General features: G+C 69.4%; 20 protein-coding genes. 8 read left to right on the top strand and 12 right to left on the bottom strand.

Translation table 11 applies throughout. From position 1 onward, the window contains the following. From ACWH49_RS05110 to ureE, 5 genes are all read right to left on the bottom strand, one after another. Positions 1 to 624 (bottom strand): methylamine utilization protein, encoded by a 624-nt coding sequence (locus ACWH49_RS05110; protein WP_448170479.1) that lies wholly within the window; start codon positions 622 to 624, stop codon positions 1 to 3. A 124-nt stretch (positions 625 to 748) separates the two neighbouring features. Next, positions 749 to 1414 (bottom strand): urease accessory protein UreG, encoded by a 666-nt coding sequence (gene ureG / locus ACWH49_RS05105; protein ID WP_448170478.1) that lies wholly within the window; start codon positions 1412 to 1414, stop codon positions 749 to 751. Between the two features lie 102 nt (positions 1415 to 1516). After that, positions 1517 to 2038 carry a class IV adenylate cyclase gene (locus tag ACWH49_RS05100; protein WP_448170477.1) on the bottom strand — a complete coding sequence of 174 codons (522 nt, stop codon included), beginning with the start codon at positions 2036 to 2038 and terminating at the stop codon, positions 1517 to 1519. A gap of 16 nt (positions 2039 to 2054) precedes the next feature. Next, entirely contained in the window at positions 2055 to 2780 is a 726-nt protein-coding gene (locus ACWH49_RS05095; RefSeq protein ID WP_448170476.1) for an urease accessory protein UreF, read from the bottom strand. A 7-nt stretch (positions 2781 to 2787) separates the two neighbouring features. Further along, positions 2788 to 3384 (bottom strand): urease accessory protein UreE, encoded by a 597-nt coding sequence (gene ureE, locus ACWH49_RS05090; protein ID WP_448170475.1) that lies wholly within the window; start codon positions 3382 to 3384, stop codon positions 2788 to 2790. Between the two features lie 222 nt (positions 3385 to 3606). Here ureE and ACWH49_RS05085 point away from each other — a divergent pair, with 222 nt between their 5' ends. The 5 genes from ACWH49_RS05085 to ACWH49_RS05065 all read left to right on the top strand — a co-directional run bounded on the left by ACWH49_RS05085 (position 3607) and on the right by ACWH49_RS05065 (position 9106). Next, a complete protein-coding gene (locus ACWH49_RS05085; RefSeq protein WP_448170474.1) occupies positions 3607 to 4638 on the top strand; it encodes a porin in 1032 nt (343 codons plus the stop codon). Between the two features lie 184 nt (positions 4639 to 4822). Then, positions 4823 to 6373 carry a hypothetical protein gene (locus ACWH49_RS05080; protein WP_448170473.1) on the top strand — a complete coding sequence of 517 codons (1551 nt, stop codon included), beginning with the start codon at positions 4823 to 4825 and terminating at the stop codon, positions 6371 to 6373. Between the two features lie 78 nt (positions 6374 to 6451). Next, positions 6452 to 7141, top strand: a complete 690-nt coding sequence (locus tag ACWH49_RS05075) for a heavy metal response regulator transcription factor (protein ID WP_448170472.1) — start codon at positions 6452 to 6454, stop codon at positions 7139 to 7141. Continuing rightward, positions 7138 to 8649, top strand: a complete 1512-nt coding sequence (locus ACWH49_RS05070) for a heavy metal sensor histidine kinase (protein ID WP_448170471.1) — start codon at positions 7138 to 7140, stop codon at positions 8647 to 8649. Before ACWH49_RS05075 ends, ACWH49_RS05070 begins: the two co-directional genes overlap by 4 nt. A gap of 70 nt (positions 8650 to 8719) precedes the next feature. Next, positions 8720 to 9106: a hypothetical protein gene (locus ACWH49_RS05065; RefSeq protein WP_448170470.1), complete on the top strand. Its 387-nt coding sequence runs from the start codon at positions 8720 to 8722 to the stop codon at positions 9104 to 9106. A 13-nt stretch (positions 9107 to 9119) separates the two neighbouring features. On the opposite strand, the gene ACWH49_RS05060 is transcribed toward ACWH49_RS05065, so the two are convergent. The 5 genes from ACWH49_RS05060 to ureA all read right to left on the bottom strand — a co-directional run bounded on the left by ACWH49_RS05060 (position 9120) and on the right by ureA (position 15756). Continuing rightward, positions 9120 to 11111 (bottom strand): ATP-binding protein, encoded by a 1992-nt coding sequence (locus ACWH49_RS05060; protein ID WP_448170469.1) that lies wholly within the window; start codon positions 11109 to 11111, stop codon positions 9120 to 9122. Positions 11112 to 11252: 141 nt separating this feature from the next. Continuing rightward, a complete protein-coding gene (locus ACWH49_RS05055) occupies positions 11253 to 13232 on the bottom strand; it encodes a sensor histidine kinase (RefSeq protein WP_448170468.1) in 1980 nt (659 codons plus the stop codon). Positions 13233 to 13344: 112 nt separating this feature from the next. After that, entirely contained in the window at positions 13345 to 15060 is a 1716-nt protein-coding gene (gene ureC / locus ACWH49_RS05050; protein ID WP_448170467.1) for an urease subunit alpha, read from the bottom strand. A 73-nt stretch (positions 15061 to 15133) separates the two neighbouring features. Beyond that, positions 15134 to 15439: an urease subunit beta gene (locus ACWH49_RS05045; RefSeq protein WP_448170466.1), complete on the bottom strand. Its 306-nt coding sequence runs from the start codon at positions 15437 to 15439 to the stop codon at positions 15134 to 15136. Between the two features lie 14 nt (positions 15440 to 15453). Then, positions 15454 to 15756 (bottom strand): urease subunit gamma, encoded by a 303-nt coding sequence (gene ureA, locus ACWH49_RS05040; protein ID WP_056464993.1) that lies wholly within the window; start codon positions 15754 to 15756, stop codon positions 15454 to 15456. A gap of 76 nt (positions 15757 to 15832) precedes the next feature. Here ureA and ACWH49_RS05035 point away from each other — a divergent pair, with 76 nt between their 5' ends. Then, a complete protein-coding gene (locus ACWH49_RS05035; RefSeq protein WP_448170465.1) occupies positions 15833 to 19375 on the top strand; it encodes an ATP-binding protein in 3543 nt (1180 codons plus the stop codon). After that, complete coding sequence (locus tag ACWH49_RS05030) at positions 19368 to 20363, top strand: response regulator (protein WP_448170464.1); 996 nt, start codon at positions 19368 to 19370, stop codon at positions 20361 to 20363. The genes ACWH49_RS05035 and ACWH49_RS05030 overlap by 8 nt, the downstream gene beginning before the upstream one ends. Positions 20364 to 20365: 2 nt before the next feature. Here the strand turns inward: ACWH49_RS05030 and ACWH49_RS05025 are convergent, their stop codons facing one another. Together ACWH49_RS05025 and ACWH49_RS05020 are read right to left on the bottom strand one after the other, a co-directional pair. Beyond that, positions 20366 to 20857, bottom strand: a complete 492-nt coding sequence (locus ACWH49_RS05025) for a hemerythrin domain-containing protein (protein ID WP_448170463.1) — start codon at positions 20855 to 20857, stop codon at positions 20366 to 20368. A gap of 29 nt (positions 20858 to 20886) precedes the next feature. Then, positions 20887 to 23325, bottom strand: coding sequence for a catalase (locus tag ACWH49_RS05020; RefSeq protein ID WP_448170462.1), 2439 nt, complete (start codon positions 23323 to 23325; stop codon positions 20887 to 20889). A gap of 222 nt (positions 23326 to 23547) precedes the next feature. On the opposite strand from ACWH49_RS05020, the gene urtA reads away from it, so the two are divergent. Continuing rightward, positions 23548 to 24831: an urea ABC transporter substrate-binding protein gene (urtA, locus tag ACWH49_RS05015; protein WP_448170461.1), complete on the top strand. Its 1284-nt coding sequence runs from the start codon at positions 23548 to 23550 to the stop codon at positions 24829 to 24831.

Below are 24831 nucleotides of genomic sequence, written 5' to 3'. Positions count from 1 at the left end.
TCAGACACCGCTTTCCACCGGCACGGCGATCGTCGCGCGCTCGGCGCCGCTGCCGACGTGCACGGCCTGCTCGATCCAGGTGCCGAACTCGGTGAGCCCGGGGTGCCAGGCGCGCAGGCGGTGTTCGCCGGGCGGCAGCTCGATCTGGGCGACGCCCGCGGCGTCGGTCTTCGCGAAGTACGGCGTGTCCACGACCACGACCCACGCGCTCATGCGGTCGTGGATGTTGCAGCCCAGGGTGGCGATCCCGGGCTTGTCGAACACGACCGGCGCGGCCGGCGTGCCGGCGTACAGCTTCAGCTCGAACTTCTGGATCGGCGAGAACGAATAGACGTGATGGCGCACCGTGTCGAAGTTCGGGAACTGCACCGCGGTGCCGGTCTGGAAGACGATCAGCTGCGGCTGGAACTGGCGCTCGCGCTGCGCGATCTGCACCATCGTTCCCGGCGCTGCGGCGGCCCGCGTGCCCTTGACGACCACCGCCACGATCGCCGAGGCGAGCGGCTTGCCGTTGCTGCCGGTCACGATCACCGTGAGCGGGCCGGCTTGCGCGGCGGTCGTGAACAGGCACAGCACTGCGGCGGCGGGCGCGGCCCAATACCATCGGAACGGAGAGGTCGGCATGATCTGGCGCAATCGAAGGCAATGATTCGCCTGACTGTGCCCGCGATGGCGCCCCCGCGATGGCCGCAACTGCGGTCCTTTTGGCCCCCAGTTCGCCCGAACGCGGCTCGGACGGGTGAACGGATCAGGCGGTTTCGGCGGCGGGCCGCAGCATGCCCTTGGTCTCGATGAAGCGCACGACCTCGGCCAGCCCGGTGTTCGTCTTCAGGTTGCTCATCACGAACGGCCGGGCACCGCGCATGCGCTGCGTGTCGGCCGCCATCACGTCGAGGTTGGCGCCGACGTAGGGGGCCAGGTCGGTCTTGTTGATCACGAACAGGTCGCTCTTGGTGATGCCCGGGCCGCCCTTGCGCGGGATCTTCTCGCCGGCCGCGACGTCGATCACGTAGATCGTCAGGTCGCTCAGCTCGGGGCTGAACGTGGCGGCCAGGTTGTCGCCGCCGCTCTCGATGAAGACGATGTCGGCGTCGGGGAACTTCTCGAGCATGCGATCGACCGCCTCGAGGTTGATCGAGGCGTCCTCGCGGATCGCGGTGTGCGGGCAGCCGCCGGTCTCGACGCCCATGATCCGATCGGCTTCCAGCGCGCCGGCCACCGTGAGGAGGCGCTGGTCCTCCTTGGTGTAGATGTCGTTGGTGACGACAACCAGATCGTAGGTGTCGCGCATCGCCTTGCACAACATCTCGACCAGCGTGGTCTTGCCCGAACCGACCGGACCGCCGACGCCGACGCGCAACGGGGGGAGGCGGCGGGTGCGGTTCGCGATGTGGTGCAGGGCGGGGGAGTTCATGCGGTCGATTATGGTGGCGCGATGTCACCCGCGAAGTGGAGTTCGACGCCGCTGCCGGCCGGGTCTTCTTCGGCCTGATCCGCTTCGGTCAAGTGCGGGACGCTAACTCGTCCCAGCCGCGTCAAGCAGGTCGACATACGCGCCCGACACCAGCCGGCCCGGGTCGATCTGCAGCCGATGCAGCAGGTCGTGCGCGACGGCGACGCCGTCCTCCGCGTTCTCGCCGTCGCGCAGCACGACTTCGAGTTCGAGGAAATCGCCGAGCCCGTCGACCCGGTCGAGGTGCACCCTCGTGCGGCCCACCAGCAGCAGCGTGCGCTGCTTGACGACCCGGCCGCCGATCCCGAGCGCGCGCTCGAGGGTGGCGCGCAACGCATCGGGGTCGGCGACCGGCGTGATCGCGTAGTCGGAAGTCTTCGGGCCGGTCGCGTCCGGCCGCTCGTATGCGATCAGCTCGCCTCGCCCGTCGGCGAACACCCGCAGCTTGAGTCGGCCGCTCGCGCAGGCGAAGAACGTGTCGTCCTGCGCGATCGGCTCGGGCGGGCCGTCGGCGAGCGCGCGCGCGCGCGGCAGCACCGCCTCGACGCTGTCGATGCGGGCCTTGATCTCGACGTTCCGGGCCATCCTGTCGTGCCGTGGGTCAGGACCGAAACAGTCGCGAATACTGCATCTCGTGCTGCGCCGACAGGATCGCCAGCATCGGCGTGAACGCCTGGCGCTCACTGTCCAGCAGCGCCGTGGCGCGGTCGACGGCGCCGGGAATCGCGTCGACCAGCGTGGCCAGGATGCGCTGGCCGGCGCTCTGGCCGAGTGGCACGGCTTTCAAGGCGGCCTGCACCATGTTCTCGGCCCAGCCGAACGCGAAGCTCAGCAGCGCCTCGCGCAGCGGCGCGCCAGTCTGTTGCGCGGCCAGCGCGAAAGCGACCGGCCAGGTCGGCGCGGGTGCGAGCGCCCTCAGTTGCGCGACACGGTCGTCTTCGGCAGCGCCGCGGTTCTTCAGCCACTCGACCATCGAGCGGCCCATCTGCTCGGTCTGCTGGCGCAGTTCCGCGGTCTCACGGGTCGTGGTGACCCACGTGTTCAGCTCGACGATGTGCACGATGTCGCCACGCGCCCACGCCTTGAAGGCCTTCGCGACGACCGCGATGTCGCTGCGCGCCAGGTTCAACTGCAACTGGTCGCGCAGCCACGCGCCGGCTTGCGCCTCGCCGGTGACGAGGCCGGCCTCGACCGCCGCCTCGAGCGCCTCGGAATAACTGAAACCGCCGACCGGCAGGGCCGGCGAGGCCAGCCACATCAGCTGCAGCAGCGCGTGGGCTGAGGCAGACGGCGCGGGGCGCGCAGCGGTTCGGCGACGACGGGGCATCGGCCGGTCAGTGCCGGTGGCCGTGGTCGTGACCATGGTCGCAATCGGGGCCGTGGACGTGCGGCTTCGGCGCTGCCGCGGCAGCCGGCGCGTGCGCGTGGCCATGGCCGTGATCGGGGCCGTGACCCTCGTGCCCATGCGCATGCCCACCCGCCGCGTAAGCACCGCCCTCCGGCTCGAACGCCTCGTTCGCGTCGCGCACGTTCAGGTGCATCTGGCGCAGCATGTCGGCGAGCACGTGATCGGGTTCGAGCTTCAGGTGATCGGGCTTCAGTTCGAGCTGCACGTGGCGGTTGCCGAGGTGGTACGCGGCGCGCAGCAGGTCGAACGGCGACCCGTGCTCGGTGCACGCGGTCACCACCATCACCGGCTGCGGCGCCGCGGCGACGACGACCATCGAGCCGTCCTCGGCCACCAGCACGTCGCCGCCCCGCACCACCGTGCCGCGCGGCAGGAACACGCCGAGCGCACGGCCTTGCGAATCGGTCGCGTCGAAGCGGCTTTTCTGGCGCACGTCCCAGTCGAGCGCGACGGTGGCGGCGCGCTTGACCAGCACCGGTGCCAGGCCGCGGCCGCCGGCCAGGATCTTGTTGACGTGGAGCATGGGATTCAGCGTTCGAGTTCCGGACAGCCTCTAGTGTGACAGCGGCGTCCTGTGGCGGTCACGGAACGCATCGTTCCTGTTTGCGGGGGGTGGCGCGAGCATCCCCTGGGGGGTTCGCGCAGCCCACGTGCTCGCGGTGCGCCCGCTTCCTAAGCTTCGTCATGTCCTCGCTCTCGTGGCATGGGACATGGACATGTCCGAAACACCAATCAAAGGAAGAGCATGAAGAAATTTGCAGTCCTGGCAGTGTTCGCTGCCATCTCGGGTGGCGCCTACGCGCAGTCGTCGGTCACCTTGTTCGGCATCATCGACGAAGCCGCCCGCTACACCAAGAACGGCGACCTGAAGCTGAAGTCGCTGGTCAGCGGCGGCATCAACACGAGCCGCATCGGCCTGCGTGGCGTCGAGGACCTGGGCGACGGCCTGAAGGCCGGCTTCTGGATCGAGTCGGGCCTGAACGCCGACAGCGGCACCGCGGGCGACAGCGCCGGCCGCTTCTGGAACCGCCGTTCGACCGTCAGCCTGATGGGCAACTTCGGTGAAATCCGTCTCGGCCGCGACTTCACGCCGACCTACACCGGCTACAGCGACTACGACGCGTTCGGCGACAACGGCGTCGCCGCGTCGGGCAAGTTCGATTCCAGCCTGGGCACCGCGCGCGACACGGGCACCCGGGCCGACAACCAGATCATGTACCTGCTGCCGAGCAACATCGGCGGCGTGTACGGACGGTTCGCGGTCGCCGCAGGCGAGGGCACGGCCGGCAAGAAGTACTTCGGCGGTCGCGTCGGCTACGCCGCGGGCCCGCTCGACGTGTCGGTCGCCTACGGCCAGACCACGGTTGCGCCGCTGTTCGGCGAGGACAAGTTCAAGGTCGCGGATGTCGGCGCGTCGTACGACCTCGGCGTCGTGAAGCTGATGGGCTACTACACCCAGAACAAGTTCGCGAACCAGAAGCTCGCGACCTACAGCCTCGGCGCGATCGCTCCGATCGGCCTGGGCCAGCTGAAGGCGTCGTTCACGCACGCCAACGCCTCGGGGACGACCGCTCTGGGCACCAATGTCGATGCGAACGACGCGAACCAGTTCGCGGTCGGCTACATCTACAACCTGTCCAAGCGCACCGCCGTGTACGGCACCGCCGCGTACGTGAAGAACAAGGGTGCTGCCACGTTCAACGTGAACTCGGCCCTGGCCCTGGCCGGCGGCCAGAAGTCGACCGGCGCGGAAGTCGGCGTCCGCCACTCGTTCTGATCCGGCGATCTCGTCGCCCGGCCTGCCGGGCGATCGATCGCGAGGGCCGCATGCCGCAGGGCGTGCGGCCCTTTTCACGTGCTTGACATATTTAAGTAGTGTTCATTACGAAACTGTAATCCGACCGCCATCTTCGGGACAGCGCCCGATTTCTATCGTCTTGGCATCCCCATCGAGGACCGCCATGCGCCGCCAAGACATCCAGTTGCTCGCCCTCGCCCGCCAGGGCGACCCCGCTGCCCGCTGCGAAGCGGGCCGCCGCTACCTGCTCGGCACCGACGGCTTCGCGCAGCACATCGCGACGGGGCTGGATTACCTGAACCACCCTGCGGTGCGCGACCTGCCGCAGGCGGCGCGCATCGTCGCCGAGAGCCTCGCGCTCGAAGACCTTCTGCAGCTGCGGCAGGAAGGTGCGCTGGCGCAGGCCGCCGCCGCCGGCAGCGCGCCGGCACAGGTCAAGCTGGGCGTCTGGCTGTGCGTGCGCCACGGCCGCCTCGACGAGGGCGCGCGCTGGCTCGATCGCGCCGGTGCCGCCGGGCACGAGGCGGCGGTGCGCGCGATCGCGGCGCTGCGCCAGCCCGACGCCGACGACCCGATGACCGCGTTCCTTGCCACGCTGACGGATTCGGGCGACCTGAAGGGCGCGCTGGTCGCGACCATCGCCGCGCAACAGGCCTTGGCCGAGCGCGACCTCCCGCGCCTGGCGGCCAGCCTGCGCACTGCACTGGCACTCACGCCCACGACGACGCCCGAGCTCGCGGAACTGGTCGCGGCCGCGGTGCGGCTGGCCGAGCAGTCCGCGCATCCCATTCTCGGCATCGAGGCCGCCGCGATCGAGGCTGCACTCGATCACCGCACCAGCCGCGGCGACCGCGACGCCGCGTATGCGCTGGGCCGGGCGCTGTGCGGCATCCCGTGCGGCGTGCTCGAACCGGCCACGCTCGCGGCCGGCCCGAACATGCGCAAGGGCGTCGCGCTGCTGCTGCGGGCCGCCGATGCGGGCGTCGAGGCCGCGTGGCTCCACCTGTACCGGACGCATGGCGACCACAGCCTGTCGGTCGCGAACCCGCAGATGGCGCGCTTCTGCCTCGAGAAGGCCGCGTTCGGCGGCCAGGTGGAAGCGCAACGCAAGCTCGGCGCGCTGATGCTGCGCGTGGCCGACACGCTGGAGGATTCGGAGCAGGCGATCGAGTGGCTGCACCGTGCCGCCGCCGCGCAGGACGCGCATGCCGTCGGCCTGCTGCAGTCGCTGGTGCTGCCGCTCGAAGGGGACGATGCACAGGCCGACGCGGCGATCGCGCTGGTCCGCCGCGACGACCCGTGGCTCGCAGTGCGCATGCAGCTCGCGCGCCGCTTCGGCCTGACCAAGCTCGAGGCGCTGTGCGTCGATCCGGCCGACGGCCTGCGGCCGTGGGGCCTGGTGGTCGGCAAGAACCCGTTCATCGCGCAGATTCGCCTGTCCGCGCCGCGCGCGATTCCCGCGCTCGGCGACGCCGCGATGGAGGCTGCGCGCAGCGCCGCGTCGTTCTTCGGCCAGGCCAGCCGCGATGCGCAGGCGTTCGAGGGCGACCTGCGGCGCCGTTCGCTGCGCCAGCGCCGCGCGTTCGAGCGCCACGGGCTGGACGAGGCGATGTTCTTCGCCAACGCGACCTCGATGACGCTGGAGGCGCTCCGGCTCGGCCCGAAGTGGGCGTTCCGTGCCAGGGAGCCATTGCAGCTCGCACTGGCCGCGTAGCTCGCCGTCGGCGCCCGATCGCCGATACTGACGCCCCATGCAAGCCCTTCGGCCCCGCCACCCGCGGGGCCGCTGTCCATGCGCATCCTGATCGTCGAGGACGAACCGAAGACCGCCGCCTACGTCCGCAAGGGGCTGAGCGAGCACGCCTATGTGGTCGACGTGGCCGACAACGGCATCGAGGGGCTGCATCTCGCCACGTCGGGGAGCTACGACCTGATCCTGCTCGACGTGATGCTGCCCGGCGCCGACGGCTGGACCGTGCTGGAAGCGCTGCGCCGCCAGCGTCAGACGCCGGTGCTGTTCCTCAGCGCGCGCGACGCGGTGGCTGATCGCGTCAAGGGTCTGGAACTCGGCGCCGACGACTACCTGGTCAAGCCGTTCGCGTTCTCCGAGCTGCTGGCGCGCATCCGCACGCTGCTGCGGCGCGGCGCCGCGCAGGTCGAGCAGCACGCGCGCATCGCCGATCTGGAGCTCGACCGCGTGCGCCGCCGCGTCAGCCGCGGCGGCACGCGCATCGACCTGACGGCCAAGGAGTACGCGCTGCTCGACTACTTCGTCCGCCATGTCGGCGAAGTGGTCTCGCGCACGCTGATCGCCGAGCACGTCTGGGACATGAACTTCGACAGCGACACCAACGTCGTCGACGTCGCGGTGCGGCGCCTGCGCGCCAAGCTCGACGACCCGTTCGCGACCAAGCTGATCCAGACGATCCGCGGCGTCGGCTACGTATTTGAACCGCGCGATCCGCGTGACGAGGCACCTTGAAACTGCACTGCCTGCGCAGCCTGAAGCGCTCGCTGACGGCGCAGATCAGCCTGTCGATCGCGGTGATCTCGATCGTGCTGGTGGCCGGCAGCGGCCTGCTGATCAACCGGCTGGCGACGCGCGAACTGCGCGAGGGCAACGAACTGATCATGTTCGCGAACCTCGCGCTGTTGCGCGAGGACCTGGCCGCCGCCCGCTTCGACCTGACGCAGACGCCGCAGCGACTGGTCAAGCGCATCGATCTGCAGCTCGGCCACCTGCACATGGCGCTGCTGGACGCGCAACGCCACGTGATCGCGGCGTCCGAGCGCTTCGAGATCCCGCTGGCGGCGCTGCCAAAGAACCCGATGGCGGTCGACGACCTGCCGGCCGGCATCGAGCATGCCGACGTGCGCGCGCTCGGCAAGGCGCTGGGCCCGCTGACGACGGTGTGGACCTCGCCCGACCACCGCAGCTTCCGGCTTCTGTTCGCGCGCATCCCGGTGCCGGCTGGCTCGCTCGCGGGTGACGCCACGCGCACGCTGCTGGTGGTGTTCGCGTACGAGCTGACGCAAACGCGCGAGATCGTCAAGAACGAGCTGCAGATCTTCGTCGGCACGCTCCTGATCGGCGCGCTCGCGGCCGGCGCGCTCGGCGTGTGGATCGCGCGCCGCATCGTCGCCGGGCCGCGGCGCCTGGCGGCCGCCGCCAACCGGATCAGCGAGCGGCCGATGAGCGAACGGCTGTCGGTTGTCGATACGCCGACCGAACTGGTCGAGTCGACGCACGCGTTCAACCGCATGCTCGATCGACTGGAGGCCTCGTTCCGGCGCCTGTCCGAGTTCTCGTCGGACCTGGCGCACGATCTGCGCACGCCGATCAACAACCTGCTGGGCGAGGCGCAGGTCACGCTGGCCAAGCCGCGCAGCGCCGACGAGTACCGCGCGGTGCTGGAGTCGGCGGTCGAGGACTACGAGCGGATCTCGCGGCTGATCGAGAACATGCTGTTCCTGGCCCGTGCCGACGACCCGCACGCGGCGACCCACCGGCGCTGGATCGACCTGCAGCCGGTGCTGGAGCGCGGGCGGGGCTACTTCGAGATGCTGGCCGAGGAGCGCGGCGTGGCGCTGGAGCTGCGCATGCACGGCGTCGAGCCGGCGTGGCAGCAGGTGTGGGCCGACGAGACGATGCTGGTCCGCGCGCTCGGCAACCTGGTCTCGAACGCGCTGCGCTATGCGCCGCGCGGCAGCGCTGTCATCGTCGAGACCACGCCGCACGACGGCGGGGGCTGCACGCTGGAGGTCTCGAACGACGGGCCGCCGATCGCCGACGCGCACCTGGAGCGGGTGTTCGAGCGCAGTTTCCGGGTCGACGAGTCGCGATCCGGTTCGGCGGCAGGTTCGGGGCTGGGCCTGGCGATCGTCAAGTCGATCATGGAGCTGCACGGCGGCAGTGCCAGCGTGATCAGCGGGGCCGGCCGGCGCACCTTGTTCCGGCTCTGGTTTCCCGGGCCGAGACCGGTTCCATGACACAGCGGGGCCGGGGCGGCCGTCCTAGAATGGCCGACTTGGGATGCGGCTTGAGCCGAGGACAGTCGAGATGCAGGCGAACAAGGTCGAGGTGACGATCGAGGAAGTGAAGGACTCGAACCCGGGCTCCGCCGCGGGCGCGCCCAGCGTGGTGATCGAGACCGAATCCACCGTCGACGGGCGCGTGCGCGACGCCTCGATCGAGGTGCGGGATGCGGATGCGCCGGCCGTCGCGGCGGCGCTGCTGAACGCCGATTCGAGCGGGCCGTCGGTGATCAGCGCCGAGCTGCCGTTGGCGGTGCAGTGCCTGGCGGTCGGCGTGGTGCATGCGGCCAGCCCCGGGCAGGTGCGCCTGCACCTGCAGTTCGAGTCGGGGCAGGTGCTGCCGATCGAGATGTCGGGCGAAGCCGCCGCGGCCCTGTCGCGCACGCTGGCGATGCACACCACGAATCACTGAAGCCGACCGAGCGTCAATCCTGGCCGATCTCGGCCGGGGAACGCGTCGCCTGCGCGGCCCGCGCCAGGTCGAGCTCGAACCAGAACACGCTCCCCGTGCCTTTCTGGCTGGTCGCGCCGATGCGCCCGCCCATGGCTTCGACGAGTTGCTTGCACAGCGCCAGGCCCAGGCCGGTCCCGCCGTAATCCTGGGCGATGGTCTGGTCGGCCTGAACGAATTCCTGGAACAGGCGCTTCAGGGCGTCCTCGGAAATGCCGGTGCCGGTGTCGCACACCTCGAAGCGCAGCCGAGCCGAGCCGGCGGGCGCGCCGCCGAGCAGTCGCAGGCGAACGTCGACGCGCCCGGTTCGCGTGAACTTGAGCGCGTTGGACAGGAAGTTGACCAGCACCTGGCGGATGCGCAACGCGTCACCGACGACGTGCTCGGGCAGCCCGGGATCGAGCTGCGCCGTGACGGTCACCCCCTTGGCTTCCCCCTGCGCCACGTAAGCCGCGGTCGCCTGCGCCAACCAGGGTTCGAGCTCGAACGGCTGCGGGTTGAGCTGGAACTGGCCGCGTTCGATCTTGGCGAGATCGAGCACGTCGTCGATCAGCCGCTGCAGCGTGGAGGCCGAGTTGCTGATCGCCGAGGTGAAGCGGCGCTGCTTTTCGTCGAGGTTCGACATCAGCAGCAGCGAGCTCATCCCCATCACGCCGCCGATCGGGTTGCGCAGTTCGTGTACCACGTGCGCCAGGAACCGCGGCACCTGCGGGGGCGCAGCCCGCTGGGACTGGGCCTGTACTTCGCGCGCGATTGCCTCGAGACGGCGCTCGTCGACGGCCGACAACGGCGGCGCCTTGGCCGGATCGCGCTCGAGCTGCTCGGCGAGGTAGCGGGCGCGGGCCGACAGGTTCACCAGCGGCAGGCAGGTCTCGCGGGCGGCCATGGCCGCTTCGGCAGCGGCGGGCATGTCGCCCAGCGCCTCGCAGGACTCGCGCAGCAGGTCGAGCAGCTGGACGCGGTCGTAGGTGGAGCGGATGTGGATCAGGCTCCGGTCGCGCTCGGTCTCGGCCAGTGCCCGGGCCTCGGCGTGGCGCCGCTGCGCGCAGAGCATGCGCAGGCGCATCAGCGGCGCGATCGGGAAGCCGTCCTTCGCGAGTGTGAGGTAGCGCTCGGGCAGGGCGTCGAGCCAGGCCTGCGCCTCGTCGAGCCGTCCGACGCCCAGCAGCGCCAGTGTCAGCCGCGCGCGCTGCGGGTCCACCAGGTCCATCGCACCTTCCCGGCTGGTGTCTTCCGCGAAGACCTCGTATGCCTCCTGATGCCGGCCCAGCATGTCGAGCGCGACAACGGTCTGCGTCGTCGCCACCAAGGCGACCTCCGAAAGCGTCTCGGTGCGCCAGATGTCCCGTGCGCGATGCAGGTAGGGCAGACCCTTTTCGGGATCGAGTGTCTCCTGCGTGAGGAACGCGCCCAGGCAGATGCACGCGCTGGCGATCCACAGCGGCCGGCCGGCCTGTTCGGCCAGTTGCAACAAGCGAAAGCGCAGCCGCAGCGTGTCGTCGTAGTGCCCCAGCCACTGGTGCGCGAACGAGAGGTAGTACACCGACACGCTGCGCTCGAATGCCGGGCGCACGTCGGGCGAGAGCCGGTCCAGGCGCTGGCAGATCGCGATGGTCGCCATGTGGCGACCGTCGTACATGCAGGCCGACGCTTCGAGGTCGTCGAGCAGCCACAACGCGCGCGGCACGCCCAGCGTCGCGCAGAGCGCGCGGGCCGCGTCCACCTGCGCCATCACCTCGGCCTGCGGCACGGCGCTGACCAGGCCGAGCAAACGATAGAACTGGGCCAGGGCTTCGGTCTCGGCGTCGCCGGTTTCGCGGGCGCGTTGCGCGGCCTGCTCGGCGATGCGCGCCATCGGCGTGTCGCGCCCCAGGCCCCCGCTGCCGAGCAGACGCTCGGCCTGACGCAGCAACTCGCTCGCGGGCACCGTGCGCGAGATGTCGAGGTCGGAGTCGGAAGGGGGCATGTCTCGCAACATCCTGGCTGCGAAACATTCTGACGCGTTGTGCGCCTTCTGCGCAACGGATGGCCTGTTCCCCGCTAACTTTTCAACGAATAGCGATGCTGCGGGATTGCTGAACGAGTCAATGACGATTTACCGCAATCGTCAAGCGCGCCCGGCCCGGGCAGGAGTTCGCGCCGCCTGCCGGGCGCAGGCCAGATCCAGCTCGAACCAGAACAGGCTCCCCACGCCTTTCTGGCTGCTCGCGCCAATGTGCCCGCCCATCGCCTCGACGAGTTGCTTGCACAGCGCCAGGCCCAGGCCGGTGCCGCCGTAGTGCTCGGCGATCGTCTCGTCGGCCTGCACGAATTCCTGGAACAGGCGCTGCAGCGCCTCTTCGGAGATGCCGGTGCCGGTGTCGCGCACCTCGAAGCGCACCCGCACCGCATCGCGCGCAGCGCCGGCGAGCCGGCGCGCCTCCACGTCGACGCGCCCGGTGCGGGTGAACTTGAGCGCGTTCGACAGCAGGTTGACGAGCACCTGGCGGATCCGCAGCGCGTCGCCGACGACCCGCGCCGGCAGCCCGAAGTCGAGCCGCGTCGAGACGACCACGCCCTTGGCCTGGCCCTGCGCCACGTAGGCTGCGGTGGCCTGTTCCAGCCAGGGTTCGAGCGCGAACGGCTGCGGGTTGAGCTGGAACTGGCCGCGCTCGATCTTGGCGAGATCGAGCACGTCGTCGATCAGCCGCTCCAGCGTCGAGGCGGAATGGCTGATCGCCGAGGTGAAGCGGCGCTGCTTCTCGTCCAGGTCGGACATCAGCAGCAGCGAGCTCATGCCCATGACGCCACCGATCGGGTTGCGCAGCTCGTGGACCACCTGGGCCAGGAACCGTGGCACCCGCGGCGCGGCGGCCCGGGCCGACTGGGCCCGCACTTCGCGCGCGATCGCGTCGAGCCGGCGCTCGTCGACCGCGGAGAGCGGCGGCGCGTTGGCCGGGTCACGCTCGATCTGCACGGCCAGGTAGCGCGCGCGCGCCGAGCGGGTGACCAGCGGCAGGCAGGCCTCGCGTGCCGCCGTGGCGGCCTCCGCAGCCGCCGCCCGGTCGCCCAGGGCCTCGCACGCCTCGCGCAGGTGGTCGAACAGCTGCACGCGGTCACAGGTCGAATTCATGTGGATCGCGACCCGGTCGCGCTCGGCCTCGGCCAGTGCGCGCGCCTCGGCATAACGCCGCTGCGCGCACAGCAGCCGCAGCCGCATCAGAGGCGCGACCGGGAACCCGTCCTTGTCGGTCGTCCGGTACGCCGGCGTCAGCTGGTCCAGCCAGGCTTGCGCCTCGTCGAGCCGGCCGACGCCGATCAGCGCCAGCGTGAGCTGGGCGCGCTGGGAGGCGACCACGGCCATCGCTCCCGGCGCCGCGGTGTCTTCGGTGAAGACGTCGTAGGCCTCCTGGTGCCGGCCCAGCATGTTCAGCGCGACGATCGTCCGGGCCGTGACCATCAGCTTGATGACCGCCATCGGCTGGTCGCGCCAGAGTTGCCGGGCCCGCTGGAGATACGGCAGGCCCTGCTCGGGATCGAGCATCGTCTCGGTCAGGAACTCGCCGAGGCAGACGCACGCGCCCGCCAGCCAGATCGGCCGGCCGGCCTCCTCGGCGAGCTGCAGGAAACGGTACCGCAGCCGCATCGTGTCGTCGTGGTGGCCCAGCCATTCATGCGCGAACGACAGGTTGTAGGCCGCGAAGCTGCGCTCGAAGGCCGGCCTCGACTCGGGGGCCAGCCGCTCGAGCCGCTGGCAGATCGCGATGCCCTCCATGTGGCGACCGTGGTGGATCCGCACCCAGGCCTCCAGGTCGTCGAGCAGCCACAGCGCACGCGGCACGCCGAGCGGCTGGCAGTGACGGCGCGCGGCCTCGACCCGGTCCAGCATCTCGGCTTCCGGCAGCGCGAAGACCTGGTCCCACAGGCAGTAGTACTGGGCCAGTGCCTCGGTCTGCCGGTCCCCCGTCTCGCGGGCCCGCCGGACCGCCTGCTCGGCCAGCCGGGTCATCGGCGTCGCGCCGATGCCGCCGCTGCCGAGCCGGTTCTCGGCCTGGCGCAGCAACTCGCTGGCCGGGATCGTGTCGTCGAAAGCGTCGGGTGAGGGCATGTCTCGCGTGGCGTGGGCCAGCGGACGAGTTTGACGCTTCGACGCGCTTGGCGCGCCGCGCTGTCCGTCGCAATGCCAACTTTGCTACGGACGCTTCACACGCGGGCGCTCCTTAGAACAGGAAGTAGCGCTGCGCCATCGGCAGCTCGGTGGCCGGCTCGCAGGTCAGCAGCACGCCGTCGGCGCGCACCTCGTAGGTCTGCGCATCGACCTCGATCGTCGGTGTGCCGGCGTTGTGGATCATGTCCTGCTTGCCGATCGCGCGGGTGTTCTTCACTGCTTCGACGCGCCGGCGCAGGCCCAGTCGCTGCGCCACCCCACCCGCCACGGCGGCCTTCGACATGAAGGTGATGCAGGTGGTGTCCATCGCCGCGCCGAACGCGCCGAACATCGGGCGGTAGTGCACCGGCTGCGGGGTCGGGATGCTGGCGTTCGGGTCGCCCATCGCGGCCGCGGCGATCATGCCGCCCTTGATGATCAGGCTCGGCTTGACGCCGAAGAATGCCGGCTTCCAGACGACGAGATCGGCAAGCTTGCCGACCTCCACCGAGCCGACCACGTGCGAGATGCCCTGCGTGATCGCCGGGTTGATCGTGTACTTCGCGATGTAGCGCTTGACGCGGAAGTTGTCGTGGCGCGCGTTGTCTTCCGGCAGGCTGCCGCGCTGCGCCTTCATCTTGTGCGCGGCCTGCCAGGTGCGGATGATGACTTCGCCGACCCGGCCCATCGCCTGGCTGTCCGAGCTCATCATCGAGAACACGCCCAGGTCGTGCAGGATGTCCTCGGCGGCGATCGTCTCGCGCCGGATCCGGCTCTCGGCGAAGGCCAGGTCCTCGGCGATCGAGGCGTCGAGGTGGTGGCAGACCATCAGCATGTCGAGGTGCTCGTCGACAGTGTTGACGGTGTACGGCATCGTCGGGTTGGTCGACGACGGCAGCACGTTCGGCAGGCCGGCGACCTTGATGATGTCCGGCGCGTGGCCGCCGCCGGCGCCCTCGGTGTGGAAGGTCGCGATCGTGCGGCCCTTGAACGCGGCGACCGTGTCTTCGACGAAGCCCGACTCGTTCAGCGTGTCGGTGTGGATCGTGACCTGCACGTCGTGCCGGTCGGCCACGCTCAGGCAGTTGTCGATCGCGGCCGGTGTCGTGCCCCAGTCCTCGTGCAGCTTGAGGCCGTAGGCGCCGGCCTCGATCTGCTCTTCCAGCGCGCCGGGCAGCGAGGCGTTGCCTTTGCCCTGGAAGCCCAGGTTCATCGGGAAGCTCTCGGCCGAACGCAGCATCGAGTGGATGTGCCACGGCCCGGGCGTGCAGGTGGTCGCGAAGGTGCCGGTGGCCGGGCCGGTGCCGCCGCCCATCATCGTCGTCACGCCGCTCATCAGCGCCTCCTCGATCTGCTGCGGGCAGATGAAGTGGATGTGGGTGTCGATGCCGCCGGCGGTGATGATGTTCCCCTCGCCGGCGATGATCTCGGTGCCCGGCCCGATCACGATGTCGACGCCCGGCTGAACGTCGGGGTTGCCGGCCTTGCCGATGCCGGCAATCAGGCCGTTCTTGATCGCGATGTCGGCCTTGACGACGCCCCAGTGGTCGATGATCAGCGCGTTGGTGATCACGGTGTCGGCCACGTCCGCGGCGAGCCGCTGGCTCTGGCCCATGCCGTCGCGGATGGTCTTGCCGCCGCCGAACTTCACCTCTTCGCCGTAGCCGCCGGCTTGGAGGGTGAAGTCCTTTTCGACCTCGACGATCAGACCCGTGTCGGCCAGGCGCACGCGGTCACCGGTGGTCGGGCCGAACATTTCGGCGTAGGCGCGGCGGGTGATCTTGACCATGATGTCTGCTTCTCTCTTGGGCGGAGGTGGGTGTTGGCTACTTCTTGATCACGAAGAACACCAAGGGCACGTATCAAAGCGCCCCTTGAACCAACCCGCGAAACCCGTAAACCGCCCGAGCACCCGCGTAGTCCACCAGCTCCACCGTCCGCTGCTGCCCCGGCTCGAACCGCACCGCGGTGCCGGAGGCGATGTTCAGCCGCATGCCGCGCGCCGCGGCGCGGTCGAATCGCAGTGCGGCGTTGGTCTCGGCGAAGTGGTAGTGCGAGCCGACCTGGATCGGCCGGTCGCCGGTGTTCTCGATCACGAAGGTCGCAGTGCGCCGGCCCGGGTTCAGCGCGTGGTCGGGGCCGTCGGTCAACAGTTCGCCAGGGATCATGGTGCTGCGCGCCTCTACGCAATGGGTTGGTGCACGGTCACCAGTTTGGTGCCATCGGGGAAGGTGGCCTCCATCTGGATCTCGGGGATGAGTTCGGCCACGCCGTCCATGACGTCGGCGCGGGTCAGCACGGTCTTGCCCTCGCTCATCAGCGCGGCCACGCTCTTGCCGTCGCGCGCGCCTTCCATGATCGCGGCGCTGATCAGCGCCACCGCCTCGGGGTAGTTGAGCTTCAGTCCGCGCGCCTTGCGCCGCTCGGCCAGCAGCGCGGCGGTGAAGATCAGCAGCTTGTCCTTCTCGCGCGGGGTCAGTTCCATGGGGTGTGGCGGGTAGCAGGAGACGTGCCGGATGCTAGTGCAGGTCGGTGGCACAGGGCTTGCACCAAGACGGTTCATGAGCGCCTTGCTGACCCCGGCCGACGACGCCGCACGCCCGCGCGTGGGGCAGGGCGTGGCCGCGCCGCCGGGTGCGACCGCGGTGCAGCAGGTCATCAAGGTCCGGCGCGACTACAACGCCTGGGTCGCGCGCGAGACGATGGAGGATTACGCGCTGCGCTTCACGCCGCGCTCGTTCCGCAAGTGGTCGGCGCTGCGCGTGGCGAACACCGCGTTCGGTGCGGCCTCGTTCCTGGTGCTGGAGGCGGTCGGCGGCACGCTGCTGGTCGACTACGGCTTCGTCAACGCGTTCTGGGCGATCCTGGCGACCGGGCTGATCATCTTCCTCGCCGGCTGGCCGATCAGCGTCTGCGCGGCCCGCCACGGCGTCGACATGGACCTGCTGACGCGCGGCGCCGGTTTCGGCTACATCGGCTCGACGATCACCTCGCTGATCTACGCCAGCTTCACGTTCATCTTCTTCGCGCTCGAGGCGGCGATCATGGCGTACGCGATCGAGCTCGCGTTCGACATCCCGCCGGCCTGGGGCTACCTGCTCTGCTCGCTGGTCGTGATCCCGCTGGTCACGCACGGCGTCACGACGATCAGCCGGCTGCAGGTCTGGACCCAGCCGCTGTGGCTGCTGATGCTGATCGTGCCGCTCGCCTACGTGTTGCACCAGCACCCGGGGGTGCTCGCCGAGATCTGGCAGTACGGCGGCCAGGGCGCCGACGGCACGCCGCGCGCGCCCGGCTTCGACCTGCTGAAGTTCGGCGCCGCGATGACGGTGGGCATCGCCCTCATCACGCAGATGGGCGAACAGGCCGACTACCTGCGCTTCATGCCCGAGCCGTTGCCGAAACAGAAGGCGCGCTGGTGGGCCGGCGTGATCATCGGCGGCCCCGGCTGGGTCGTGCCGGGCGTGCTGAAGATGCTGGCGGGCTCGCTGCTCGCGTACCTGGCGATCGGCTACTCGGTGCCGCCCGACCGCGCCGTCGACCCGACGCAGATGTACCTGGTCGCGTACAACGCGGTGTTCTCGCAGTACGGCCTGGCGGTCGCCGCGACCGCGCTGTTCGTGTTCGTCTCGCAGCTCAAGATCAACGTCACGAACGCGTACGCCGGCTCGCTCGCGTGGTCCAACTTCTTCGCGCGGCTGACCCACAGCCACCCGGGCCGCGTGGTCTGGATGGTGTTCAACACCGCGATCGCGCTGATGCTGATGGAGCTCAACGTGTTCCAGGCGCTCGGCAAGGTGCTGGGGCTGTACTCGAACATCGCGATCAGCTGGATGATGGCCGTGGTCGCCGACCTGGTGATCAACAAGCCGATGGGCTGGTCGCCGAAGGGCATCGAGTTCAAGCGCGCGCACCTGTACGACGTCAACCCGGTCGGCGTGGGCGCGATGGGCGTGGCGTCGCTGCTGTCGATCGTCGCCTACCTCGGCGCGCTCGGGCCGCTGGCCCAGGCGTTCTCGGCGCTGATCGCGCTGGTCACCGCGCTGCTCGTCTCGCCGCTGATCGCCTGGTGGACGAAGGGCCGCTACTACCTGGCGCGCTCACCGTCACTCGCGACCGACGCCGGCAGCTACAAGCGCCTGACCCGTTGCGTGATCTGCGATCGCGACTACGAACGCGACGACCTCGCGCACTGCCCGGCCTACCAGGGCGACATCTGTTCGCTGTGCTGCACGCTGGACGCCCGCTGCAACGACCTGTGCAAGCCGCATGCGCGGCTGTCGGTGCAGTGGAACCAGCTGCTGCGCACGCTGCTGCCGCGCGCCGCGTGGCCCTACATCGAGACCGGCCTCGGGCACTACCTGCTGCTGATGGCCGTGGTGGTGCCGCTGCTGGGGGGCCTGTTCGCGACGCTCTACACCCAGGAGTTGCCGGCGCTGCTGGAGGCTGGCGGGGCCGGCGCGGCGGCGCTGCGGCTCGGCTTCGTCAAGGCGTTCGCGGCGCTGCTGCTGGTCAGCGGCATCGTCGCCTGGTGGCTGGTGCTAACCCACAAGAGCCGCCAGGTGGCGCAGGAGGAGTCGAACCGCCAGACCCAGGCGCTGAACGAGCAGACCCGGGTGCTGAACGAACAGGCGCAGACGCTGCGGCGCGAGATCGAATCGCACCGCCGCACCGATGCCGAACTGCAGCTCGCCAAGCGCAGCGCCGAGCTGGCCAACCAGGCCAAGAGCCGCTACATCACGACCGTGAGCCATGAGTTGCGCACGCCGCTGAACAGCATCCTCGGCTATGCGCAGTTGCTGGAGGAGGACGCGTCGGTGCCGCCGCACCGCCACCAGGCGGTCAAGGTGATCCGGCGCGGCGGCGAGCACCTGCTGTCGCTGATCGAGGGCACGCTGGACATCGCGCGCATCGAGGGCGGCAAGCTGCGGCTCGAGAACCGGCCGATGCGCTTTCGCGACTGCGTGCAGGAGACTTCGCGCATGTTCGAGCTGCAGGCGGCGGCCAAGGGCATCGAGTTCCGGCCCGTGCTGACCGAGCCGCTGCCCGAGGTGGTGCGCGCCGACGAGAAGCGGCTGCGCCAGATCCTGATCAACGTGCTCGGCAACGCGGTCAAGTTCACCCATGTCGGGCGGGTCGAGTTCCGCGTCGGCTATGCGCGCGAGATGGCGGTGTTCGAGATCGAGGACACCGGCCCGGGGATCGCCGCCGACGAGATCGAGCACGTGTTCGAGCCGTTCGCGCGCGGCTGGGAGGCGAGCGCCGCGGCCAGCGGCGGCACCGGGCTGGGCCTGACGATCGGCAAGATGCTGACCGACCTGATGGGCGGCGAGATGACGGTGCGCAGCGCGCCGGGGCAGGGCACCTTGTTCCGCATCCGGTTGTTCCTGCCGGAGGTGAGCGGCGTGCGGGTCGAGCGCGAGCTGCCGCGCATCGCGCGCACCGGGTACGCCGGCTGTCGGCGCCAGGTGCTCGTGGTCGACAACGAGGAGGTCGATCGCGACCTGCTCGCCAACCTGCTGGAGCCGCTCGGTTTCGAGATCCGCAAGGCCGCGTCGGGACAGGCCTGCCTCGACATCCTGCGCGACCACCGGCCCGACGCGATCCTGATGGACCTGGCGATGCCCGGCATCGACGGCTGGGCGACCGTGCGGGCCATCCGCGAGCAGCGGCTCAGCGAGGCACCGATCGCGATCGTCTCGGGCAACGCGTTCGACAAGGGGCTGGACAACGACGTCGGCATCGCGCCCGAGGATTTCGTGCTCAAGCCCGTGCGCGTCGGCGAGCTGCTGGACTGGCTGGGTGCGCGCCTGCAACTCGACTGGCACGAGGCGCCGTGGCGCGCGCCGGCGCTCTCTGCACCGCCGGCGCCGGCCGATCCCCGCACCCTGCCCGAGGCCGAGCACCTGCGTGCGCTCGACCAACTGGTGAGCCTCGGCTATTACCGCGGCATCGTCCGTAAGCTCGACGAGATCGAGGCCCGCGACACCGGCCGCACCGCTTTCACGCAACACCTGCGCGCGCTGGCGCAGCAGTTCCAGCTCGATGCGATGACGCGCGTGATCCGCCAGGCCCTCAACGACCAGCAGGCCCCGCATGAATGAACCCCTGCCCGACCGCAGCGAATCGGCCGTCGTGCTGATCGTCGACGACGTGCCGGACAACCTCTCGGTGCTGCACGACGCGCTCGACGAAGCCGGTTACACCGTGCTCGTCGCGACCAACGGCGACAGCGCGCTGCAGCGCGCCGTGCAGGCGCAGCCCGACGTGGTGCTGCTCGATGCGGTCATGCCGGGCATGGACGGCTTCGAAGTGGCGCGACGATTGAAGGCGCACCCGGTCACCGCGCCCATCCCGATCATCTTCATGACCGGCCTGACCGAGACCGAGCACGTGGTCGCGGCATTCGCGGCGGGTGGCGTCGACTACGTGACCAAGCCGATCCGCGCCCAGGAGGTGCTGGCGCGCATCAGCGTGCACATGAGCGGCGCGCGCGAGCGCCTGCACGAGAAGCAGCAGGCCACCCAGGCGCGCAACGCGCTCGACGCGTTCGGCCACGCGACGATGGCGATCCGCCTCGACGACGCGACCGGCGCGGTGCGCGCGGTCTGGCAGACGCCGCTGGCGCGTCAGCTGATGCACGACTACTTCGCCGCGCCGCCCGCGCAGATCCCGCGCCCCGTGCTCGACTGGTTGCGGGCAGAGTCGTCCGCGGCCAGCGACGGGCGCGAGCCACGTCCGCTGTCGGTCAACCGCCAGACCGATGCCGGCACCCGCCAGCTCGTGTTCGCGCTGCAGCAGCGCACCGGCGACGACGACCTGCTGATCGTGATGCGCGAGGTGTCCGACGCGGCCGTCGTCGACGCGATGGTGCAGGCGTTCAAGCTCACGCTGCGCGAGGCCGAGGTGCTCTACTGGGTCGCCAAGGGCAAGACCAACCGGGACATCGGGGACATCCTCGGCAGCAGTACCGCGACCGTCAAGAAGCACCTCGAGCGCGTCTACGTGAAGCTCGGCGTCGAGACCCGCACCGCCGCCGCCAACCTGGTGATGGGCCGGCTGCGCCAGCTCAACCTGGGCGTCGCCGCCTGAGCTCAGGCGGCCGGGACCGCCTCGGCCTGCAGCGCCTGCTGACGCTCGCGCAGCTGATCACCGAGGACGTTCAAGTCCAGCCCCGGCGCCGCCTTGGCTTTCGGGAACAGTTCGTCTCGCTCTTCCTTGACGTGGTGCTCGATGGCGACGTTCAACTCCGCCACCAGCGTGTCCATGGCCGGGTTCGCTTCGCCGAGCGCACGGATGTCCGCGATCAGCTGCTTGGCTTCCTGGTGCTCGGCGGCGGCTTCGTCCAATTCGTCCGCCTCGTCCGGGAGTGCCCGCCGCAGGGCGGGGTAGAAGATTTCTTCCTCGATCTGGGCATGGACGGTCAATTCATCGCAGATCTGGGTGGCGAGCGCGATGCGCCGCGCCTGGGAGGTCGGCGCATCGGGCGACATCGCCAGACGGGCGTACTCGACGAACAAGTGCTTGACGGCGATGTGGTCCGCGTCCAGCAGCTGGCACGCGTTCTTGGCGGGGTAGTCGGCCATGGTGGTTCCTGGTTGATTCGGGAGTCGGGTCACAGCAGCGGCGGGTCCATCTCGCGGCCGAAGTGACGGTGCATCGCCATGGCGTCCATGAAGGCGTCCATCGCGGCGGTGCCGGCGCCGGCTTCGGCCACGATCAGGCCCGTGCCGCCCTGGGCCAGGCTCTTGTCCAGGCTGATCGGCAGCCCGGCCTGCAGCAGCAGCCGGCGCGCTTCGCCGACCGCCAGGATCGGCTTGCAGTGGCGGAACTGGTCCTTGACGAACTCCATCGTGTGGCCGTCCTGGGCGAGCGCGGCGATCGCGGCGGCGCCGTCGGCGAGGATCAGCGCATCGAACAGGAAACCCGGTTCGTTTTCCATGGACGCATCGGCATCGAGCGCGTCGCCCGACGCGGCCGGGATCGGCCCGATTCGCGGTCCGACGATGCGCGCGACGGCGCCCCGTTCCAGCAGGCGGGCTTGCGCCTCGCGCACGAACTCGGCCTCCACGCCGGGTGCGACGACGATGGCGACCTTGCGGCCCGCGAGCGAGCCATCACCCGGGCGATGCAGAAGCGACAGCGCTGGCGACTTCAACACCTCGGGCGTCGCCACGTCGGGCAGCGCCTTGGGCAGCGGGTCGGGCAACGTCTCCATGCCCAAGCCCTTGGCGACCTTCTTCGCCAAGGCCTCGGAGGCATTGCGCAACATCGCGACGGTGCGTTCGCGGATCGCCGGAACGGTCACCTTCGAGAGCTCGAACCGGAACGCGTTGGCGATGTGATCCTGCTCCACCGGCGACTGGCTCTCGAAGAACAGCGTCGCCTGCGTGTAGTGGTCGGCGAACTTCTCGGGTTTCGCGCGGACCTTGCCCTGCGCTTCCTTCGACGAGATGCTCGCGGCCACCGACACGAACCCGTGCGCCGCACCGGCCTGGAACGGGCAGCCGCCCGCGAGCGAGTTGGGTTCGTACGACACGCGTCCGCGCGGGATCGCCTGGCGGTGCATGCCGTCGCGCTGGTTGTTGTGCACTGGCGCGAGCGGCGCGTTGATCGGAATCTCGTGGAAGTTGGGACCGCCCAGGCGGGAGATCTGCGTGTCCACGTACGAGTGGATGCGTCCGGCCAGCAGCGGATCGTTCGAGAAGTCCAGCCCCGGGACGATGTGCGCGGTGCAGAACGCCACCTGTTCGGTCTCGGCGAAGAAGTTGTCCGGGTTGCGGTTCAGCACCATGCGGCCGAGTGGGCGGATCGGCACCAGCTCTTCCGGCACGATCTTCGTCGCGTCGAGGATGTCGAAGCTGAATTCCTCGGCCTGCTCCTCGGTGAAGACCTGCACGCCCAGCTCGTACTCCGGGTAGGCGCCGGACTCGATGCGCTCGTAGAGATCGCGGCGGTGGTAGTCGGGGTCGGCGCCCCAGATCTTCACCGCCTCGTCCCAAACCAGCGAATGCGTGCCGGCCTTCGGCGTCCAGTGGAACTTGACGAACACCGACGTGCCCTGCTCGTTGACCATGCGGTAGCTGTGCACGCCGAAGCCCTGCATCGTGGCGTAGCTGCGCGGGATCGCGCGGTCGGACATCACCCACATCAGCATGTGCGTCGACTCCGGCATCAGCGAGACGAAGTCCCAGAACGTGTCGTGCGCGCTGGCGGCCTGCGGCATCTGGTGGTGCGGCTCCGGCTTGACGGCGTGGACCAGATCCGGGAACTTCATCGCGTCCTGGATGAAGAAGACCGGCATGTTGTTGCCCACCAGGTCCCAGTTGCCGGCGTCGGTGTAGAACTTGACCGCGAAGCCGCGCACGTCCCGCGCGGTGTCCTTCGAGCCGCGCTCGCCCGCGACGGTGGAGAAGCGGACGAACACCGGCGTGATCTTCCCGGCTTCCTGGAACGGGGCGGCCATCGTGAGGTCCGTGGCCGCGTCGTAGCTCTCGAAGAAGCCGTGCGCCGCGGACCCGCGCGCGTGGACGATGCGCTCCGGAATGCGCTCGTGGTCGAAGTGCGTGATCTTCTCGCGCAGGATGAAGTCTTCCAGCAGCGCGGGGCCGCGCACGCCGTACTTCAGCGAATTTTGGTTGTCGGCGATCTTGACGCCCTGGTTGGTCGTCAAGGTCTGGCCGGCCGAGTCAACCCGCACCCGATCGAGCGAATCGATCGTCGCGTTGACGCCCTCGGGCGCGACGCTGCCGACCTTGCCGGAGGTGTTGCTCTCGGACAAGGTGCTGCCGGTCGGCAGGCGTGACGCGGGCTCGACGGTCGTGCCCGCCTGGGGCGAGACGCCGTTGGCAAATCCGTGCTCGCCCGCCTTGGTCGGGTTGAACGCCATTCCGGCGGCAAGCTGCTCGGTCTGCGCGGCCTTGTTGACGGCGGCATCCGACGCGTCGGACGCAGTCACGCGCGACGGTCCGCTGTCGATCTGGCGGGCGGCCGACTTGGCCGCGACGGCCTTGCTCTTCGCCGGCGGCGTGGCGGGTTTGGTGGTCTTGGGCATCGGGGGGTTTCCGGGTTCGAGGGGAGGGCGACGTGCCAAGAACCACCTTAGTCACCGCCTTCACGCGCCGGTGTAGGACAACGACCGCGATCGCTTGTACGCCATCGGGCGTATTCCGCGTCGGCCCGAGTCTTCGTAACCTGCGTTTGACGCAATGCAGCATGGCCTTGCCGCTTGCGGGTCCCGACCCCGTCCAACCGAAACCTTCAGGAGCGTGAATCCATGAATACATCCCGCCGCCAAGCCGGCAAGACCCTCACGGCCGTCGCGCTGGGCGTTGCCGCCCTGGGCTTCAGCTCGCTCGCCAGCGCCGCCGACACGATCAAGGTCGGCGTGCTGCACTCGCTGTCCGGCACGATGGCCATCTCCGAGACGGTGTTGAAGGACACCGCGCTGATGGCGATCGACGAGATCAACGCCAAGGGCGGCCTGCTCGGGAAGAAGCTCGAGGCGGTCGTTGTCGATCCGGCCTCCAACTGGCCGCTGTTCGCCGAGAAGGCCAAGCAGCTGATCGGGCAGGACAAGGTCGTCGTGACCTTCGGCTGCTGGACCAGCGTGTCGCGCAAGTCGGTGCTGCCGGTCTACGAGGAGATGAACAGCCTGCTGTTCTACCCGGTGCAGTACGAGGGTGAGGAGCTCTCCAAGAACGTGTTCTACACCGGCGCGGCGCCGAACCAGCAGGCCATTCCCGCCGTCGAGTACCTGATGAGCAAGGCCGGCGGCGGCGCCAAGCGCTGGGTGCTGCTCGGCACCGACTACGTCTACCCGCGCACGACCAACAAGATCCTGCGCGCCTTCCTGCACAGCAAGGGCGTGAAGGACGAGGACATCGACGAGAAGTACACCCCGTTCGGCCACTCCGACTACCAGACCATCGTCGCCGACATCAAGAAGTTCGCAGCCGGCGGCAAGACCGCGGTGGTCTCGACCATCAACGGCGACTCGAACGTGCCGTTCTACAAGGAACTCGGCAACGCCGGCCTGAAGGCCAAGGACGTGCCGGTCGTCGCCTTCTCGGTCGGCGAAGAAGAACTGCGCGGCGTGGACACCAAGCCGCTCGTCGGCCACCTGGCGGCGTGGAACTACTTCATGTCGATCAAGAGCCCGGCCAACACCGCGTTCATCAAGAAGTGGAGCGACTACGCCAAGGCCAAGGGCATCGCCGGCCACAAGGACAAGCCGCTGACGAACGACCCGATGGAAGCCACCTACATCGGCATCAACATGTGGGCGCAGGCGGTCAAGAAGGCCGGCTCGACCGACACCGACAAGGTCATCGCGGCAATGGCCGGCCAGACCTTCCCGGCGCCGAGCGGCATCACCTCGAAGATGGACGAGAAGAACCACCACCTGCACAAGTCGGTGTTCATCGGCGAGATCAAGGCCGACGGCCAGTTCAACGTGGTCTGGAAGACCCCGGGCCCGGTCAAGGCCCAGCCGTGGAGCCCGTTCATCCCCGAGAACAAGGGCAAGAAGGACGAGCCTGCGCTGATGGCGAAGAAGTAA

The organism is Rhizobacter fulvus (assembly GCF_964020785.1).
This window is presented reverse-complemented; position numbering and strand designations above follow the sequence as displayed.